Origin of the sequence: Chromobacterium sp. IIBBL 290-4 (assembly GCF_024207115.1) — a bacterium.
In the GTDB taxonomy this organism is placed as follows: domain Bacteria; phylum Pseudomonadota; class Gammaproteobacteria; order Burkholderiales; family Chromobacteriaceae; genus Chromobacterium.
Window position 1 is genome coordinate 2,415,522 of sequence record NZ_CP100128.1, and the last position, 18,402, is coordinate 2,433,923.

The 18,402-nt window shown below is 61.0% G+C and carries 15 protein-coding genes; 13 read left to right on the forward strand and 2 right to left on the reverse strand.

Annotated elements, in window-relative coordinates; genetic code table 11:
- Window positions 1–3: 3 nt before the first annotated feature.
- Window positions 4–1,350 (reverse strand): type VI secretion system baseplate subunit TssK, encoded by a 1,347-nt coding sequence (tssK, locus tag NKT35_RS11105; protein WP_371926483.1) that lies wholly within the window; start codon window positions 1,348–1,350, stop codon window positions 4–6.
- Between the two features lie 45 nt (window positions 1,351–1,395).
- A complete protein-coding gene (tssJ, locus tag NKT35_RS11110) occupies window positions 1,396–1,929 on the reverse strand; it encodes a type VI secretion system lipoprotein TssJ (protein ID WP_254301164.1) in 534 nt (177 codons plus the stop codon).
- A gap of 376 nt (window positions 1,930–2,305) precedes the next feature.
- Here tssJ and NKT35_RS11115 point away from each other — a divergent pair, with 376 nt between their 5' ends.
- The 13 genes from NKT35_RS11115 (at window position 2,306) to NKT35_RS11175 (ending at window position 18,367) form a co-directional block, all read left to right on the forward strand.
- On the forward strand, window positions 2,306–2,953 hold the full coding sequence (locus NKT35_RS11115; protein WP_254301166.1) for a M15 family metallopeptidase: 648 nt from the start codon (window positions 2,306–2,308) through the stop codon (window positions 2,951–2,953).
- Between the two features lie 57 nt (window positions 2,954–3,010).
- Entirely contained in the window at window positions 3,011–6,766 is a 3,756-nt protein-coding gene (gene tssM / locus NKT35_RS11120) for a type VI secretion system membrane subunit TssM (protein ID WP_254301167.1), read from the forward strand.
- Window positions 6,767–6,780: 14 nt separating this feature from the next.
- Window positions 6,781–7,794 carry a type VI secretion system-associated protein TagF gene (tagF, locus tag NKT35_RS11125; RefSeq protein ID WP_254301169.1) on the forward strand — a complete coding sequence of 338 codons (1,014 nt, stop codon included), beginning with the start codon at window positions 6,781–6,783 and terminating at the stop codon, window positions 7,792–7,794.
- A 37-nt stretch (window positions 7,795–7,831) separates the two neighbouring features.
- Window positions 7,832–8,347, forward strand: a complete 516-nt coding sequence (gene tssB, locus NKT35_RS11130) for a type VI secretion system contractile sheath small subunit (protein ID WP_254301171.1) — start codon at window positions 7,832–7,834, stop codon at window positions 8,345–8,347.
- Entirely contained in the window at window positions 8,344–9,822 is a 1,479-nt protein-coding gene (gene tssC, locus NKT35_RS11135) for a type VI secretion system contractile sheath large subunit (RefSeq protein ID WP_254301172.1), read from the forward strand. The genes tssB and tssC overlap by 4 nt, the downstream gene beginning before the upstream one ends.
- A 62-nt stretch (window positions 9,823–9,884) precedes the next feature.
- Window positions 9,885–10,382: an Hcp family type VI secretion system effector gene (locus NKT35_RS11140; protein WP_254301173.1), complete on the forward strand. Its 498-nt coding sequence runs from the start codon at window positions 9,885–9,887 to the stop codon at window positions 10,380–10,382.
- Window positions 10,383–10,460: 78 nt separating this feature from the next.
- A complete protein-coding gene (locus NKT35_RS11145; protein ID WP_254301174.1) occupies window positions 10,461–10,898 on the forward strand; it encodes an OmpA family protein in 438 nt (145 codons plus the stop codon).
- A 104-nt stretch (window positions 10,899–11,002) separates the two neighbouring features.
- Complete coding sequence (locus tag NKT35_RS11150; RefSeq protein ID WP_254301175.1) at window positions 11,003–13,756, forward strand: type VI secretion system Vgr family protein; 2,754 nt, start codon at window positions 11,003–11,005, stop codon at window positions 13,754–13,756.
- The gene (gene tla1, locus NKT35_RS11155) at window positions 13,753–14,547 is read left to right on the forward strand and encodes a toxin Tle1 chaperone Tla1 (RefSeq protein ID WP_254301176.1); all 795 of its coding nucleotides are present in this window, start codon (window positions 13,753–13,755) and stop codon (window positions 14,545–14,547) included. The genes NKT35_RS11150 and tla1 overlap by 4 nt, the downstream gene beginning before the upstream one ends.
- Window positions 14,544–15,092, forward strand: coding sequence for a DUF3304 domain-containing protein (locus NKT35_RS11160; protein ID WP_254301177.1), 549 nt, complete (start codon window positions 14,544–14,546; stop codon window positions 15,090–15,092). Before tla1 ends, NKT35_RS11160 begins: the two co-directional genes overlap by 4 nt.
- 39 nt (window positions 15,093–15,131) lie before the next feature.
- Window positions 15,132–15,683 (forward strand): DUF3304 domain-containing protein, encoded by a 552-nt coding sequence (locus tag NKT35_RS11165; protein WP_254301178.1) that lies wholly within the window; start codon window positions 15,132–15,134, stop codon window positions 15,681–15,683.
- 39 nt (window positions 15,684–15,722) lie between these two features.
- On the forward strand, window positions 15,723–16,274 hold the full coding sequence (locus tag NKT35_RS11170; protein WP_254301179.1) for a DUF3304 domain-containing protein: 552 nt from the start codon (window positions 15,723–15,725) through the stop codon (window positions 16,272–16,274).
- A 296-nt stretch (window positions 16,275–16,570) separates the two neighbouring features.
- Window positions 16,571–18,367, forward strand: coding sequence for a T6SS phospholipase effector Tle1-like catalytic domain-containing protein (locus NKT35_RS11175; RefSeq protein WP_505190915.1), 1,797 nt, complete (start codon window positions 16,571–16,573; stop codon window positions 18,365–18,367).
- Window positions 18,368–18,402 lie beyond the last annotated feature (35 nt).

Here is an 18,402-nt window from a genome sequence, read left to right on the forward strand (position 1 = left end):
TCGTTAGCGGAAGACCGCGATCAGTTCAATGGAAAGATTGGCCAGGGTTTGCGGCACATAGATGCAGATGCTGCGCGATTGCAGCATGCGGCTGTAAATCTCGCTGTGCGGCTCCAGGGCGAAATAGTGGTTGCCCACCCGTACCGGGATGGCGGACGGGGTTTGGGCGGCATAGTTGACGCTGACGCCGCGCATCGCCGAGTTGAGGATGCGCTCCACGTCGTCGGGAGCGCCGATCTTGAGCTTGAGCGGCACGCTTTCGATGATTTGCGCGGCCGGCAGCTCGCTTTGCACCGACAGGTAGAAGTCCACGTTCTCCAGCAGACGGTCGCTTTCCAGGCGGCCGATGTGGAAGGACGGGCGCGGCGAATGCAGCGGAATCACCTTGTAGCGGGCGGACACCACGGTTTCCAGCAGCTCGCGGATTTGCAGATCCAGCGGCGGGAATACTTCATGCAGCCTGTCGTGGCGATAAGCCGGGATATCGGACAGCGAATACAGCGTGGCGAAGGTTTGCAGCTCGCCGCAGAACTCGGCCAGGGCCATGTACAACTCTTCCGGATGCAGCGGCTGGCATTGCGACAGGTGGCGCAAGCGGGCGAAGTTGCGGTTGACCGTGTGCAGCAGCCAGAAGGAGCTGATGTCCGCCGAGCCGAACTCCATCACGCTCTTGGAGCGCTCGCGGTGAGCGCCGGCCAACGCCTGGCTTTTCACCAGCAGGATGTCCAGCAGGCGGCGCAGCATCTGCATCATCTCGCTGGAGCCCTCGATGGCCAGCAGCGGCGGCAGGTAGCCGTCGGAGACTGTCCATTGGCCGGTGGCGTCCTTTTCCAGCTGGCACAGCGGAACGGCGTCATAGCCGTCGCGGTTTTCTTCTTCCAGCATCAGCTTCACGTCCAGCTGCAGCGTCGACAGATCGGCAGCCAGGGCCTGGGTGTAGAGATCGGCTGTTTCGCAGTGGTCGCTGTGGAAGCGGGTGGGGCGCACGCTGGCTTCTTCGCCGCGGGAATTGCCGCCGTAAGGCTGCAACTGCGCCAGGCAAGCGTACAGCGTGGTGCGGATGCCCAGCTGCGGCAGCGCGGACAGATCGCGGCTCAGCGGCAGCGGCCCCTGGCTGGGGGCTTGGTACAACGTGCCGTCGCGAAACAGCAAGGCCAGCTCGTCGACGCGGATCAAGCCGCCCTTGAGAGCCGCTTCGTCCAGGCGGAGGCGATGGATGCCCCAGGCGTGGCGATGGGTCAGTTGCAGCAGGTCGGTCTGGATTTGCTCCTGGAACAAAGCCTGTTGCTGGAAATGCTGCGGGCGAAGGAACATGCCCTCGCCCCATAATATCCGTTTTGCATGAAACATTGCTGGGTAAACCTTAGCGGATGATTTTGGATAATGCTGATGTGATTAATCGCGGGAGGGGCGGCAATCTATTTTCCCGGTTTGCGGCTGATCTGGCAGCGCGATGGCTTCGGGTTTTATCGCTTGCAAATAGCAATCGCCGACCTTGAATTTAAGGTCTTTGCTGCGCACGCGTCCGGCGGAATATAGCAAGCGCCAGTAGTGGGAATCAGGCTGGCGGAAATAGCCAATCATGCCGATATAATTTGCCTCTTCCAATATAGCTATCTCTATATCCTTTTTTTCGCCGGGAACAAACATCAGTTCTTTATTGGCGATCACATCCGCGCCAAGCACGTCTTGAATAGGCTTGCCACTGGACAAAAGGTCAGGTGTGAGTAATTTGAATGCCTGGTCGCTCTTTAGCTGATAGAGCTGCACCACCACGGATAAAGGCTTTCCGTGCTTGTCCTTGTTGAGCGCGCTGCTGGCTTCGCCATTGATTTCAATGCTTTTCGGCCCAGCGCAACCTGTGAGAAAAACTAATGCCATCGCAAATGACAGCATTATTGTCTGGCGTGTGATGAGTTTGTTTTTCATACGTCCGGGTGTGAAAATTTCACATGCGAATTAAATGGATCCATCCGGAATTATCCTGTGTTTACAGTATTGCTTCCAGTCGGACATTGAATAGGGGACTTGACTTCTGAGCGAATCAAATTAAGCATATCGCGTTATTTGGATTCTCATCAATCGTTTTAATCAATTTCCAATGATGGTTTTAGCGCCGCTGGCGGTCGTCTGCGTCGTGCTGCTTTTGCTGTGGCTAGGTTGGCGGTATTTCCTTGGCGGAGCCCAGCTCCGAGTAGAGCAGTCATCGATTGCGACCCCCTTGAACATGATTACCGAACCCGTAGAAATGCCGCGGGAGGGGAGGGCTATTTCTCGCGTTTTGACCGAGAAAATAGCGCGCGCCATGGCCTGGGTCGCTCGGTCGTGGCTTTGGCTGCTGCCGCTGTTGTCGCTGGCATTGGTCAGCGTAGTTGTTGCAATTACGCTGCACTTTGCCGATCGCCACAAGAACCAGCAATTTCGTGCCAACGAGCTGGCGCATGGCGAGCAGATCCGGCAGACGCTGCAGGAAGAAAAACTGGTGCCGCCGCCGCCGCTGCCGCCGGAAGCCTTTGTCGACGCTGTAGCGCAAATGCCGCAATTGGCGCTGGATAAGGCGGACCGGGACTGGAACAAGATGGACCCCGCGTTTGTGCAGGATGTGCTGCGGGTGATGGCGCGGATGAAGGCGCGAGGCTTCCCGATGGTGCTGCTGGAGGGTTATCGCAGCGCCGAAAGACAAAACCGCTTGGCGGGCGGCTCCGCCAAGGTGACGCAGGCCAAGGGCGGCGAGAGCAAGCATCAGTACGGATTGGCGGCCGATTTGGCGCCGGTCCGCAATGGCAAGGTGGTGATTTCGGAACGCGATCCCTGGGCGATGCAAGCCTACAACGCGCTGGGCGAAGAAGCCCAGGCGCAAGGCTTGGGCTGGGGCGGGGTCTGGAGTTTCCGCGATTACGGACATATCGAGCGAGCCGGCTCGCTGCGCGCGCTGCTGGCGCGGCGCGCGTAGAAATGAAACGTCATTTAATTCACGGGGAAGGGTGATTTGGTGTCTAACAAGGGGTGGTTGCGCAATGCCAAAATTGCGTCGGCGATTGGGTTTCTGATCCTGATCGCGCTGATCTGGTGGGTGGGCCCCTGGCTGGGCTTGCAGTCGCTGGAGTCCCGGCTGGGCTGGATCGTCGCGGTGATGGTGGTCTGGGTGCTGGCTTTGCTGGTAGGCCAGGCGCTGACCCGGCGGGCCGGCGGCCTGCTGGAAGGCATGCTGCGCCGTCAGGCTGACGACGCGGTGATCAACGCCAGCGCCGACAAGCGCGCGGAAGTGACGCTGCTGCGCCAGCGTCTGCTGGGCGCGATCGATACGCTGAAAAAGTCCAATATCGGCAGCGCCCGCGGCAGCGCGGCGCTGTACGAACTGCCGTGGTACATGATCATCGGCCACCCGGCGGCGGGCAAGAGCTCGGCCATTCTGCAGTCGGGCCTCAGCTTTCCGTTCAGCGACAAGAGCGGCATCCAGGGCATAGGCGGCACCCGCAACTGCGACTGGTTCTTCTCCACCGAAGGCGTGCTGCTGGATACCGCCGGCCGCTACGCCACCGAGAGCGAGGACCGCGGCGAATGGCTGGCCTTCCTCAAGCTGCTGAAACGCTACCGCGCCAAGGCGCCGGTCAACGGCATCCTGGTGGCCATCAGCCTGCCGGAGCTGGCGCAGCACAATAGCGAAGGTTTCGTGCTGTATGCGCGCCAGGTGCGCGAGCGCATCCATGAGGTCTGCAACACCTTTGGCCTAATGGTGCCGATCTATCTGGTCTTCACCAAGCTGGACCTGCTGGGCGGTTTCGCGCCCTTCTTCGCCGATGCCGATGAAGAGGCGCGCGCCCGCGTCTGGGGCGCGACGCTGTCGGCCGACCAAGGCACCGGCTTCGATGCCGCCGCCGTGGCGGGCAAGCAATTCGAACAGCTGTACCGCGGCCTGGTGCAGATGGGCGAAGAGAAACTGGTTGGCGCGCGCGGCGATGGCGTGAAGTCCGCCCACTTCGCCTTCCCCATCGAGTTCCATGGCTTGCAAGAAGCCGTGGTCAAGTTCGTCCGCCTGCTGTTCGAAGACGATCCTTACCATTCCCGCCCCTTGCTGCGTGGTTTCTATTTCACCAGCGCTCTGCAGGAAGGCGTGCCGCGCATCGTGACCGCCGGCCGCGTGCAGGGACAGTTCGACCTGTCCTCCTCCAACGCGGACAAGCAGCAAGCGCCGGCATCGTACAGCTACTTCCTGCGCGGCCTGTTCCGCGAGGTGCTGTTCCCCGACCAGCACCTGATCTTCCAGCAAACGCGCCCCAGCGGCAGCCGCTGGCGTTTGATCGGCATGGCGGCGGGCGTGCTGTCGCTGGCCGCGGTGGCGGGCTTGTGGACCTGGTCCTATATCGGCAACCAGCAGATGGTGGCCCAAGTGGCGGCCGAGCGCGCGCAAGCGAACAAGCTGGCGGCGTCCGGCCAACTGTATGACCGCTTGAACAGCCTGCTGATCCTGCAGCGCCGCATCGAAGAGCTGCAGGCTTACCGCCGCAACGGCGAGCCGTGGCAGATCGGCCTGGGTCTTTACCAGGGGACGGAGATCGAGCGCAATCTGCGCAAGGCTTACTTCGCCGGCGTGAAGGACTTGATGCTGCAGCCGGTGCAGAAGAATCTGGAAACCACGCTGGCCGCGCTGAAGCCGGGCGCGCCGCAACCCGCGCCAGCGCCCGCTCCGGAGCCGAAACCGGTGGCCAAGCCTGAGCCGGCTCCCGCGCCTGCGGCCGCGCCGAAACCGGCCAAGCCTAAGCCGAAGAAACACGGCGGCGGCTTGCCCAATATCCAGCTGAGCTGGCTGGATCTGCCGCAGCGCGCCACCGCAGCCAAGAGCGATGCGCCGCCGGCCGCCGGCGAGCCGGGCCAGAAAACGCCGCTGGACGTGTCGTACAACGCCTTGAAAACCTATTTGATGCTGCACGATCCGAAGCGGATGGAAGAGGCGCATCTGGCCGATCAGCTGCCGCGCTACTGGCGTCCGTGGCTGGAAAGCCAGCGCGGCGAATACCCGGTGGGCGAAGTGATGGGCCTGGCCGAGAAAGTGCTGGCCTTCTACATCAGCCAGATCAAAGAGGCCGACCTGCCGCTGATCGACAACGATCCCAATGTGGTGGCCAACGCCCGCGACGTACTGCGCGGCTCGTTCAAGCAGCTGTCGGCGCAGGAGCGCGTGTTCAACGAGATCAAGGCGCGCGCCAACACCCGCTTCGCGCCGCTGACCGTAGCCCGCATCCTCGACAACCGCGACATGGACATCATGGCCAGCAGCCAGATGGTTGAGGGCGCTTACACCCGCGAAGCCTGGAACGGCTATGTGCGCAACGCCATTGACGAAGCCAGCAAGGGCACCATCCGCAGCGACGACTGGGTGCTGGCGTCCAGCTCGCAGGATGATCTGAGCAAGGATGGCAATGTCGAGAAGAACCGCGCCGCGATGGAGGCGCTGTACCGCGCCCAGTACATCGCCGCCTGGCATAAGTTCCTGGCCGGCGTGGTGGTGCGCGACATCACCAACCCGGCGCAGTCCGCCTCGGCGATGACCCGCCTGTCCGACAAGCAGAACTCGCCGATCAAGCTGATCCTGGCGCGCGCGGCTCAGGAAACCTCCTGGGACAACCCGTCCGAGCTGAACCGCACGCTGGACAACGCCAAGCGCTCGGTGCTGGAGAAAACCACCGAGTTCTTCAAGAGCGGCGACACCCAGCCGGAAGCCAAGGGCGAGAAGCAGTTCGGCGTAGTCGGCGCGCACTTCGCCGGCGTGGCCGCGCTGGTGAAGGGCGACAACGCGCCCATCAACGGCTACCTGGACCAGTTGGGCAAGCTGAAGGTGAAGATGGCGGCCATCGCCACTACCGACCAGCCGGGCGCGCAGGCGCGCACCGCGCTGCAAGCGACGCTGAACGGCTCCGGCTCCGAGCTGGGCGATACCCAGTCCTTCGTCGACAACAGCCTGTTGGCCGGCGCCAGCTCGGACACCATCGAAATGGTGCGCCCGATGCTGGTGCGTCCGCTGACGCAATCCTACGGCGCCTTGCTGGGGCCGGTGGCGCAGGACATCAACCAGGCCTGGGCGGCGGAAGTGCTGCCGCAATGGAAGCAGCTGGCGGGCAAATATCCGTTCAGCGATTCCAGCACCAGCGCCTCGGTGGCCGATATCAGCCGCTTCGTCAAAGCCAATGACGGCACGCTGGACAAATTCATCAACAAATACCTGACCGGCTTGGTGCAAAAGCAGGGCGATGCCCTGGTGCCGCGCGCCTGGGGCAATCAGGGCGTGCGCTTCAATCCCGAGTTCCTCAACAGCGTGGGCCGTTTGATGGCGCTGGCGAATACCCAGCTGCAGGACGGCGAAAACAGCCGCTTCGAACTGCAGCCGCTGCCGACGCCGGGCTTGTCCGAGATCGCGCTGAGCGTGGATGGCCAGGAGCTGCGCTACCGCAACGGCCCGCAGCCGTGGCAGCCGTTCAACTGGCCGGGCAGCGGCAGCGAGGGCGCGCGCATCCAGGTGGTGAACTACGCCGGCGCCAGCACTGTGGTGGGCAATCAACAAGGCCGGATGGGCCTGATGCGCCTGCTCGCCAGCGCCAAGATCAGCCAGGACGGCGACAGCGCCGCGCAGCTGACCTGGACGCTGCCCAAGGGCAGCGGCGCCGACGGCCAGACCGTGCGTTTCAATTTCCGCATGCTGGGCGGCGTCAACCCGCTGCAGCTGAATCGCCTGTACAAACTGACGTTGCCTGAACGCGTGACGTTGTAAGGGAGAACAAGGGCATGGCGTTCAATTTCAAGCGCGCGCCGGAGACGCCGCCGCAATTCTGCATTTTCGGCAAGCTGCCGCGACGCGGCGATTTCGTCCGCGTCAACGCCACCCATCCTGCTGCGATGCAGCTGGACCAATTGTTGGGGCAAAGCCTGCAAAAGCTGGAGGCCGGCGAAGAAGCCACACTCCGCTATCTGGCGATGCCGCCGACATCGTTCGTGTTGAAGACCCGCGATCAGCAATGGCTGTCGCTGGGCGTGATCCAGCCCAGCCGCGACGAAGGCGGCCGGCTGTATCCGTTGGTGGCGGCGTCCTTGGTGCCGGCGGATGCGGCGCTGTCGTCCACCGCCATCCTGCTTTTGGCCAATGAGCTGTTTTTCAGCGGCCTGAAAGAGCAACTGGCCAGCGCCATCGACAACTCGGTGGAAATGCTGGCTTGCAAGCAGTTTCTGGAGGAGCAGCTGCATTTCGGCTCCTCCTCCGCCGCCGACATCGAGCTGGCGCAGCAACTGCTGGAGAAGCATTTGTCGGTGACTTCGGTCTCCGCGCTGGCGCGCACGCTGAGCGCCCACGGCGGCGATCTGGAAACCGTGCTGCTGGCTTTCGTGTTCCATCACCGGCTGCTGAAGAAATTCCGCGACAGCCTGCCGGTGCAAGCCTATTTCCTGCCCTTGCCGGCGGTGGAGGGCGAGAACGTGCTGGCCGCCGTCACTTGGCTGTCCCTGTATCGCGCAGCCATCGGCGGCGAGGGGGATCTGGAACAGTGCCTGATCCTGCGCCGTCCGGAAGGCCATGTCCTGGCCTTGCTGCCGGCGGGCTTGAACGAAGCCATCGCGGCGCAGTGCTGGGGCGTGGCGCTGGATGCCAAGCATGAAGTGGATGTCAACGACGCCAAGGCGCCGTGGCGCAGCCACCAGTCGTACGCGGAGGCGGCCTATGTATTGGGCCGCCAGCTGAACGATCCCGGCCTGTCGCTGGCGCAACTGCGCGGCGTGCTGGCCAGTCTGTCGCGCAATATCGCGTAGTTGTTTTGAACCTTTTTGAACATTTTAGAGATGAGCCATGGCTAAAGAGAGCACTCAGAAAAAATTGTCGAGGGTCCGCCCGCCGCGCGTGCAGATCACCTATGACGTCGAAATCGGCGACGCGATAGAAACCAAGGAACTGCCCTTCGTGCTGGGCGTGCTGGGCGATTACTCCGGCCACAGCAAAGAGCCGCTGCCGAAGATGAAGGAACGCAAGTTCGTTCAGATCGACCGCGACAACTTCGACGAAGTGCTGAAAGGCATGGCGCCGCGTCTGGCGATGAAGGTGGACAACGCGCTGAAAGACGACGGCAGCCAGCTGGGCGTGGAACTGAATTTTGAAAACCTGGCCGATTTCGAACCGCAGAACGTGGTGCGCCAGATCGACCCGCTGAACCAATTGCTGGAAGCCCGCACCCGTCTGGCCGATCTGCGCAACAAGCTGTCCGGCAACGACAAGCTGGAAGAGCTGCTGGACGAAGTGGTGCGCGACACCGAGAAGCTGCGCCAGATCGGCCAGCAAGCCGGCAAGCAGGAAGGGGGCGAGCAATGAGCGCGGAACTGCAGCAACAGGCGGCCCCGGCCGCGGCTGAAGCGTCCAGCCTGCTGGACAGCATCATCGAGCAAAGCCGCATCGCCAGCAATGAGAGCGAAAAAAGCCACACCCGCGATCTGATCGGCGAACTGGTGGACCAGGTGCTGCAAGGCAGCGTCACCATCTCGCGCGACCTGTCGGCCAGCATCGACGCCCGCATCGCCGAAATCGACAAGCTGATTTCCGATCAGCTGAATAATGTGATGCACCACCCGGACTTCCAGAAGCTGGAAGCATCCTGGCGCGGCCTGAACTACCTGATCATGCAGTCCGAAACCGGCACCCAGCTGAAGATCAAGGTGCTGAACGCGTCCAAGAAGGACCTGGTCAAGGACTTCAAGGCCGCGGCCGAGTTCGACCAAAGCGCGCTGTTCAAGAAAATCTACGAAGAAGAATACGGTACCTTCGGCGGCGCACCGTACGGCGCGCTGGTGGGCGACTACGAGTTCACCCGCCACCCGGAAGACTTCTACCTGATGGACGAGCTGTCGCACGTGGCCGCTTCCGCCCACGCGCCGCTGATCTCGTCGGCCGATCCGGGACTGTTCGGCCTGGAAACCTTCGCCGATATCGGCAAGCCGCGCGATCTGTCCAAGATTTTCGACACCGTCGAGTACGCCAAGTGGAAATCCTTCCGCGAGTCGGAAGACTCCCGCTATGTCGGCCTGGTGTTGCCGCACGTGCTGGGCCGCCTGCCGTATGGCAAGGACAATGTGCCGGTCGAAGACTTCGACTTTGAAGAGAATGTCGATGGCAGCAACCACGACAAGTATCTGTGGACCAACGCGGCCTATGCCTATGCTGCGCGCCTGACCGACGCCTTCGCCCAATACGGCTGGCTGGCGGCCATCCGCGGCGTGGAAGGCGGCGGCCTGGTGGAAGGCCTGCCGGCCCACACCTTCAAGACCGACGACGGCGAAGTGGCGCTGAAGTGCCCGACCGAAGTGGCCATCACCGACCGCACCGAAAAGCTGTTGTCCGACCTGGGCTTCATCTCGCTGGTGCACTGCAAGAACACCGACTACGCGGCCTTCTTCGGCGGCCAGTCGGCGCAGAAAGCCAAGACCTACAACACGGATTCGGCCAACGCCAACGCGCGCCTGTCCACCCAGCTGCCCTACATCTTCGCGGTATCCCGCATCGCGCATTACATGAAGTCCATCATGCGCGACAAGATCGGCAGCTTCGCCTCGCGCCAGAACGTGCAGGACTACCTCAACACCTGGCTGGCCCAATACGTGTTGCTGGATGACTCCGCCAGCCAGGAAGCCAAGGCCAAGTACCCGCTGCGCGAAGCGCGCGTGGACGTGGTGGAAGTGCCGGGCAAGCCGGGCGTGTACCGCGCCGCGGCCTTCCTGCGCCCGCACTTCCAGCTGGATGAGCTGACGATTTCCTTGCGTCTGGTCGCCGAGCTGCCGCAAGCGGCCGGCTGACGCATTGCTCGCTTGGGGGCATGAGGCCCCCTGTTTTTGAACCTTGTTAAGGAGAAGTACTAATGGCTTTTGATGCATTCCTGAAGATTGATGGCATTCCGGGCGAGAGCGGCGACGACAAGCACAAAGACTGGATCGAAATCCAGTCCTTCAAGCACAAGATCGAACAGCCGGCTCAGGTTTCCGCCAGCACCGCCGGCGGCGCCACCGCCGAACGCGTGAACCACGACATGTTCGAAATCACCCACTTCCTGGACAAGTCCAGCCCGAAGATCTACGAAGCTTGCTGCACCGGCAAGCACATCAAAGAGATCACCATCGAGCTGTGCCGTTCGGGCGGCGACAAGCAAACCTATATGGTCGTCAAGATGGAACAAGTCTTGATCTCCAAGGTTGAGCCGCAAGGTTCCGCCAACGACGCCGGCTTCCCGGGCGAAAAGGTGAGCTTCAGCTACGGCAAGATCAAGTGGACCTACACCCAGCAGAAGCGTGCCGACGGCCAAGGCGGCGGCAACGTCAGCGCCGGTTGGGACCTCACCGCGAACAAGACCATCGCCTAATTCCATTTTTGGAATGACGACCCGCCCGGCTCCGGGCGGGTTTTTCGCCTTATCACTGTCTCTTGGGAAAAAACTGCCATGAAACGTTTGTTCAGCGCCTTGCTTGTCTCCTTGTTGTGCTCTGCTTGCGTCACCACTCCGAAAGCGGACTCGACCACTAGCCAGGCTGAAGCGGCTGCCGCCAACGATCCCAAAGTACAAGCCGCAAAACAGGCCGCGGTCAATTACGCCGCCGACGCCACGCTGATTCCGTTTGAAAAAATGAGCGCCAAGCTCACCCCGGTAGGCGAAGCCCAGCTTGATCTGCTGGTGCCCAAGCTGAAAACCGCCAAATCCATCGTCATCCGCGGCCATTGCTATCGCCGCGATATCGGCAACGCCAAGGCCGCCGCCCAAGCGCGCGCCGCCAGCGTTCGCCAATACCTGCTGGTGGCCGGCGTGCCGTCCAGCAAGATCGATGTCCGCTACGACACCGAGCGTTCGCTGCATGGCGTCCGCCTGGTTGTGGCCGACTGATAGCCGCACCGCCTTGCCTTCCGCCGCCATGCCGCTGGCTTTAGCCGCGCATGGTCGGGGAGGGTGGTTTTCGACTAGTTTTCGACCGAATTCGATTGCCCGCCATGGACCTTAGCAGCCTCCTCGCCAGTTTCGCCTCCGCCTTTACCCAGGACCGCCGCCAGCTGAGCCTGTCGCTCGGCGACGGCAGCATCGCCGCCGAACAGCTGCTGCCGCTGACGCTGGACGGCGAGGAAGGCGTGTCCCGGCCCTATCGCTTTGCCCTGAGCTGCCTGTCGCCGGACGGCGCCATCGAACTCAAGACCCTGCTCGGCCAGAGCGCCCGCATCGGCATCGCCGACGCCCAGGGCGGCGAGACGCTGCGCTGCGGCGTGGTCAGCCAGGCCGAGCTGGTGGGCGCCGACGGCGGCTTCGCCAAGTACCGGCTCAGCATCGAACCGCCGTTCGCGCTATTGCGCCACCGCCGCACCTCGCGAGTGTTCCAGGACCTGACGGTGCCGCAGATCGTCCAGCAGATCTTGCAGGAACATCAGGCCGCCAACCCGGCCTTCGCCCGCGGCCAGGCGCTGGAGCTGCACATCGGCCACGCCGATCCGCGCAGCTACTGCCTGCAATACCGCGAAAGCGATTACGACTTCATCGTCCGCCTGCTGCACGAAGAAGGCTACGCCTGGCGTTTCGAGCATGTGGACGGCGACACGCCCCAGGTTAAGCTGGTGGTGTTCGATGATGTTTACAGCCTGCCGCCGGCCGAGGTGGAACGCGTGCGCTTTCATCGCGCCGACGCCACCGAAGATGAAGACGGCCTGACCCACTGGCAAAGCCGTCGCCAGATCGTCCCCGGCAATGTGGCGCTGGCCACCTTCGACTACCAGCCGGTGTCCACCCAGCACGGCGCGGACCAGAGCCGCATCGAACAAGGCAAGGACGGCGCGGCACTGCAATCCAGCCTGCAAGACTACGACCCGCAAGGGCTCTACTACGCCGGCGATGGCGAACAGCTGAGCCGCTACGCCCAACTGCGCCAGCAGGCGCACGATCTGCAGGCCAAGCAATTCGAAGGCGGCGGCGCCATCCGCGGCCTGGCCGCCGGCCAATGGTTCCGCCTGGACGACCATCCGGCGCACGAAACCGACAGCCCCGAGAACCGCGAATTCGTGGTCACCGGCCAGACGCTGCAAGCGCGCAACAACCTGCCGCAGGACCTGGCCAAACAGCTGAGCCTGGCCGCACCGGGGCTGCTGGCCGCCGGACTCGCCACGGGATTGAGCACCGATGCCGCGCCCTTTGGCCCCACCGCCACCTCCAACGCCTCGTTCCCCTCTCCCCTCGCGGGAGAGGGGCAGGGGGAGAGGGGGAGCCCCTTCACCACCCGCATCCAGGCCCAGCGCCGCGGCATCCCGCTGACCCCGGCCTACGCCGGCACGGATCGCGCCAAGCCCACCTCGCTCGGCGTGCAAACCGCCACCGTGGTCGGCCCGGCCAGCCCGACAGACCAGACCGCCGACGAGATCTACACCGATGCCCAGGGCCGCATCAAGGTGCAATTCCACTGGCAACGGCCGGACGAGCACCCGAGCATAGGCGCCGGTCTGGACGACAAATCCTCCTGCTGGCTGCGCGTGGCCATGCCGAGCGCGGGCGCCGGTTTCGGCCATCAGTTCGTTCCGCGCATCGGCCAGGAAGTGCTGGTCGACTTCATCGAAGGCGACATCGACCGCCCGGTGATCACCGGCGTGCTGTACAACGGCAGCCACGCCACGCCGGACTTCAGCGGCGCAGGCGCGCTGCCGGCCAACAAGACCCTGTCCGGCATCAAATCCAAAGAACACCAGGGCGGCGGCTACAACGAGCTGCTGTTCGACGACACTCCCGGCGAAGTACGCGCCAAGCTCAGCAGCGAACCGGGCAAGACCCAGCTCAACCAAGGCTTCCTGACCCACCCGCGCAGCAACGGCAAAGCCCAGCCGCGCGGCGACGGTTTCGAACTGCGCACCGACAGCCACGGCGCCATCCGCGCCGCCCACGGCCTGCTGCTGTCGACCGAAGCGCAAAACGGCGCCGGCGGCAAACAGCTGGCGCGCGAACATGCGCAAAGCCAGCTGGACGCCGCGCTCAGCCTCAGCCAGGCGCTGGCGGAAACCGCCGCCGGCCAGCTGGCCGACACCATGGAAACCGGCCCCGAGGAAATCGGCCCGGACAACGCCAAAGCGGCCAAGAAGCCCGATGGCCACCTGCAGCACCACGTCGACGCGCTGAAAGCCTGGGAAGCCGGCAGCAACACCGACAAAGACGGCAAAACCGCGAAAGAGCAAGCCGGCCAGCAGCCGCTGCTGATCCTGTCCGGCCCGGCCGGCATCGCGTCTTTGACAGAACAAAGCCAAACCGTTTCCGCCGGCGCCAACCTGAACCTCGTCGCCCAACGCGACGCCAACCACACCACCGGCCGGCGCTGGATCCACAACGTGGGCCAGCACATCAGCCTGTTCGTGGCCGGAGTGAAAGACAAGGTGGCGCTGAAGCTGATCGCCGCCAAAGGCAAAGTGCAAGTGCAGGCGCAGAGCGACGCCATGGAGCTGACGGCGGATAAGGATGTAACCATCACCTCGGCCAAGCAAAAAATCCTGATCAACGCCAAGCAGGAAATTCTGTTGACCTCGGGCGGCGCTTACATTCGCCTGAAGGACGGCAAGATCGAGCTGCATGCGCCGGGCACTGTCAGCATCAAGGGGGCGAGCCATAACTTTAGCGGGCCGGATCAGATGAATCCGCCGTTGCCGCGCTTCCCCAATACTGTGTGCAAGCAATGCATGGCCCAGGCTTTCAGTCAGGCCAACCCGCTGGTGGCCGCCAAATGAAACCGCAAATAGTGATGACCGCTCCCAGCCCGGAGGCTTGGCTGGAGATGCTGCTGCAGACGGCAAAAGCCTTGGAGCTGTCATGGTTGGACCTGATTGTCGATCAAGCCGAGCTGGGTTCGCGTTGGCAAAGCCGAGTCGCCGCCCTGCATTCGCCGCGCATGTTGTTGCAAGGCACCCCGCATGCCGAGGCAGCCGACGAAGGTCCGGTTTTGCTGCGCCTGGACGCCAATCAGCCGCAAACGCGCTTGCTGAAGCTGTTGCGGCAATGGCAGGGCCAGCCGCGGGTACTGGCGCTGTTCAGTGGTTGGGACTACGACCAACTGGCCGAGCGGCTGACGCTGTGCATGCAGGCCTCCTGGGACAAAGGCTTGCAACAGGGCGTGCTGAGATATCACGACCCGCGTTTGTTCGCCGCCGTAGTGGACGCGCTGGATGAGCCGCGTCGCCAGTTGCTGCTGGAGCCGGCCGCGCAATGGCATTGGCTGGACCGCGACGGCAATGCCCGCATGCTGGATGCGGTGGCGATTCAGTCGCTGCCGCCGCTGGAGTGGAGGAATGACACGCTGACGCTGGAGCAGGAGCACATCGACGCCTTGAGCAGCTGGCATCTGGCGGAAACCTGGCGGCAAAACCATCTGCTGGTGCCGGAGAGTTATGGCCTGGATTCAGAGGAAGAGATGATTCGCCGGCTGGCCCTGGCCCATCAGGCCGCCGACAAAGCCAAGCTGTGGTCGGAGGTCGAGCGGCTGCCCTTGGTGGAGCGCTACCTTGGCCAGGAGCCGGCGTGAGGCGGCTATTCGGTTTTGCTGCAGCTTGGATATGGCTGAGCTTGAGCGGCTGCCAAAGCCTGGCTGGTGAGGAGAAGATTGGCATTCCAGCCAGAGTGGTGAATGCCGATAAAAGCATCCGGATTATTTGGGCCACCTTTAATGGGCAAGGGGTGAGTGGCGGCGGTGGAGATGAATGCTGCATGAGCATACCTGAAAAATGGAAGCCGGGCATGACGGCTGAGATTACTTGGAAAAAAGATCCGAGACCCAAAAAAAATCTAGATGGATCGTCCCCGCCACAATGGAAGAATGGTGAGCCGACTAGGGAATGGGACGAATGGGTGCGAATCCATCAGTCTAATTACAAGACAATGAGCAAAACTATCAATGTGCCAAAGTATGGTGATACTTGCGGCGTGACGCTTGTTTTTCTGCCATGTGATGATGTCAGAGTGATTCTAGATTGTGATCAGAAGCGTGAGGCTTTTCGCAATTTGCCAGGTGGGGAAATGTTTGACACAGAGTTGATTCGCCGTTTGGGTGGCAAGCAGGCCTGTCAGTAAGCGCTATGGCAGTGATCAAATAGATTGTGGAGAAATCGGATGCAAAAACGATGGTTGACCGCCTTGATTTTATCGATGCTGGCCTTGTTGGCCGGCTGCCAAAGCCTGGCCGGCGAGGAGATGAAAGGCGCTCCGGCTCGCGTTGTCAATGCCGATAAAAGCATCCGGGTTATTTGGGCCACCTTTAATAGCCAAGGGGTGAGTGGCGGCGGGGGAGATGAATGCTGCATCAATATCCCAAGGAAATGGCAACCAGGTATGACGGCCGAGATTACTTGGAAAAAAGACCCGAGCCCGGATAAAAATCCAGATGGATCGGCTGAACCTGCTTGGAAAAATGGAATGTCAACTCCAGAATGGCGTGAATGGATGCGTATTCATAAGTCAAGCTACAAGACACTGAGAAAAACTATCAATGTGCCAAAGTATGAGAGAACATGTGGAGTATCATTTATATTTCTCCCATGCGACGACCCAAGGGTGATTATTGACTGTGATCAAGATCTAGCAATTATGAATAATTTGCCGGGTGGGGAAAAATTCGACTCAGAGTTGATTCGCCGTCTGGGTGGCAAACAGACCTGTCAGTAAGCGCTATGGCAATTATCAAACAGATTGTGGAGAAATAGGATGCAAAAACGATGGTTGACCGCCTTGATTTTATCGATGCTGGCCTTGTTGGCCGGCTGTCAAAGTCTGGCGGGCGAGGAGATGAAAGGTGTTCCGGCTAGAGTAGTGAATGCCGATAAAAGTATCCGGATTATTTGGGCCACCTTTAATGGGCAAGGGGTGAGTGGCGGCGGTGGAGATGAGTGCTGCATCAATATCCCAAAGAAATGGCAACCAGGTATGACTGCTGAGATAACATGGAAAAAAGACCCCAGTCCTAAAAAAAACCCAGATGGGTCATCGCCTCCACCTTGGAAAAATGGTGAGCCAACTCGTGAGTGGGATGAGTGGATGAGAGTTCATCAGGAAAATTATAAGACAATGAATAAAATAATAAATGTCCCTAAATATGATCGAACTTGTGGTGTGACCTTTATATTTCTACCATGCGACGATCCAAGGGTGATTATTGACTGTGATCAAGATCTAGCAATTATGAATAATTTGCCGGGTGGGGAAAAATTCGACTCAGAGTTGATTCGTCGTTTGGGCGGGAGGCAATCATGTCGGTAAGCTTGGCGCCAGCCTACCCTAGCGCAGGGTATTTCCCCGCCGAAGTTTCAACAGTCTTAAAGCAGCGCCGTTTGCAACAACAGGAAATTGCAGAAAGTTGTATGGCGGAAAGGGCCGAAGGGAAGCCTGCGCCTTGCAGTCAAGTATTGAACATTAGCCTGTTTTTTGATGGCACGAATAATCACGGCGATTCCGATGACAAGGCTAGCCCTGTTAGTAGTAGTAATGTGCGACGCCTTTTTCATGCAACCATAGGGGATGCAAAAACAATTGCTAGTGGTTATTTTAAGCACTACATGCAGGGCGTAGGGACTACATTTAAAGAAATCAAGGAAAATGGCCCTTCCTCATCCGGCCTGAGTTTTGCGACTGGCGGCGAGCGGCGCATTCTATGGGGCTTGACCCGGCTGATCGACTCGCTGCAAAGAGCGGTGGGCATCGGTAAATATGATGATGACAAAGCCTTGGGTGTCATCCAGAAAATGGAATTCACCTATGAAGAGGCGGAAAACGGCCTGAAGGTGAAAAAGCCCACCAGCCTGTCAGATCGGCAAGCCGCCATGCAGGAGGGCATGGCTGAAGTCCTGAACAAGCTGGCCCAGCCGGACTTCAAACCGCAGGTGCTGAAGATCAAGCTGTGCGTTTACGGCTTTTCGCGTGGGGCGGCCGAGGCGCGCGCCTTTTTGTGGCGGCTGAACGAACAGATGCCCGACGAGACCTTCTTCGGCATCCCGTTGGAGGTGAAATTTCTCGGAATATTCGATACCGTGGCCTCGGTGGGCCTGACCGAGCTGGCGCCGGGCGCCAAGGGCCACTTCGACTGGGCCGATGGCACCATGGCGCTGCCGGACAAGGCCTGGTTGCAACACTGCGAGCATATGGTCAGCGCCCATGAGCAGCGGCTGTGCTTTCCCTTGGACTCCGTCGGCAACAGCGCCTCCGGCGGCTACCCAAGTTGCGTCAAGGGCGAATGGGTGTATCCCGGCATGCATAGCGATGTCGGCGGCGGCTACCCGCCCAATGACCAGGGCAAGGCGCGCGGCGAGCAGGGCCTGTTGTTGTCGCAGCTGCCGCTGAATCATATGTACTGGCTGGCGTTTGATGCCGGCGCGCCCTTGAAGATCAATGCCGAAGCCTTGACCGAGGGCACCGCCGCGGACAAGGCGAAACTGGCGTTGCTGCAGAAGCAGGAGCCGTGGAGATTTTTAGATGACGATACGATTAAACTATTCCGAGTGCTGCCAGAGCTCAAAACAAGGTTCAACTCCTGGTGCACCGCCTCCAAAGCTTCCGGCTCGCTGACCGCCATCCTGCAGGAGCAAACCGCCCAGATCAACGCCTGGCGCATCGAGCGCTACGCGGGGGGCCTGCAAGGCCGGGGCGGGCAGGGCCAGCAGAACGCCGATTATTTCAAATACGCGCAATCGCAACGCGAGACGCCGTCCTGGGCCATAGATCAGGAGAAAGCAGCCTGGAGCCGGCAAAGCCGCAAGGGCAGCGCCAGCGAGGTGGCGATGGAGCCGCCGACTAGCGGAGTCTACTCGACACAGGACAAGCGATTCGTGCAAGTGCCGATTCCGCAGGACAAGTTGAGCGAGATGGACAAGGCCTATATCGGCAAGCCATTCACCCCCAATCTGTCCAAAGAATATGAGCCGACGCAGGACGGCACCCAGTTGCAAGTGGGTGCCAAAGATTTCAGCGATGACTACCAGGGCAAAATCAGCGTGGAGCTGAACCCGGTAGGCTGGCTGGTGACCTTGTTCTCAGCTGTATCACGGCCTTTTAGCAAGGATTGCACCGGCAAGGAGCGGGCTTTGCTGATAGACAAGAGCGAAAAACTCTACCCGGATGTGAAGGTCGATACAGCATTGATGGCGCTATACGACGAACATGTGCATGACTCGCGCGCCTGGTTCATGTATTCGGCGCTGGGCAAATTGGAACCGCATGGCTCGTATTGGCGCTATCGCACGATTTTCTTTGTCCACGACGATAACAAGAAGCTGATTTGCGAATCGACAGAAGCCAATGAAGCCTTGGAAAAAGAGTTGCAGCGTAGGGAACAGGTGAAGGCTTTTACTCAGCGATGAGTTTGCCGCGAATGAATTTGTTGACTGGAACATCC